Annotated in this window: 1 pseudogene; it reads left to right on the top strand. The window is 50.7% G+C overall.

Annotation, left to right across the window (positions count from 1 at the left end):
* Nucleotides 1-201 (top strand): annotated as a pseudogene (locus DCC82_RS17880) (IS1380 family transposase); the annotation flags it as partial.

The following is a 201-nucleotide window of genomic DNA, read 5'->3' as shown; positions in this document are numbered from 1 at the left end:
GTCATCAAGCGAAACTTACGCCGAGAATCGAAAGCGCTTTGGTTCCAGATCGCTTCGCAAAAGGGCAGACGCGTCGATGATGGACAAACAGAAGGAGTCCAAACCTATGAGCTATGCCTTCCACAGAAGGCAGCGATCGATGGAAACACGTATACGTACGTTCAAGTCACCCAAGTGACGGAACGGACGATGGAACGCAAT

Origin of the sequence: Geobacillus sp. LYN3 (assembly GCF_003064505.1) — a bacterium.
In the GTDB taxonomy this organism is placed as follows: Bacteria; Bacillota; Bacilli; order Bacillales; family Anoxybacillaceae; genus Parageobacillus_B; species Parageobacillus_B toebii.
The sequence above is the reverse complement of the archived record's forward strand: the minus strand, read 5'-3'. Positions and strand labels throughout refer to the sequence as shown.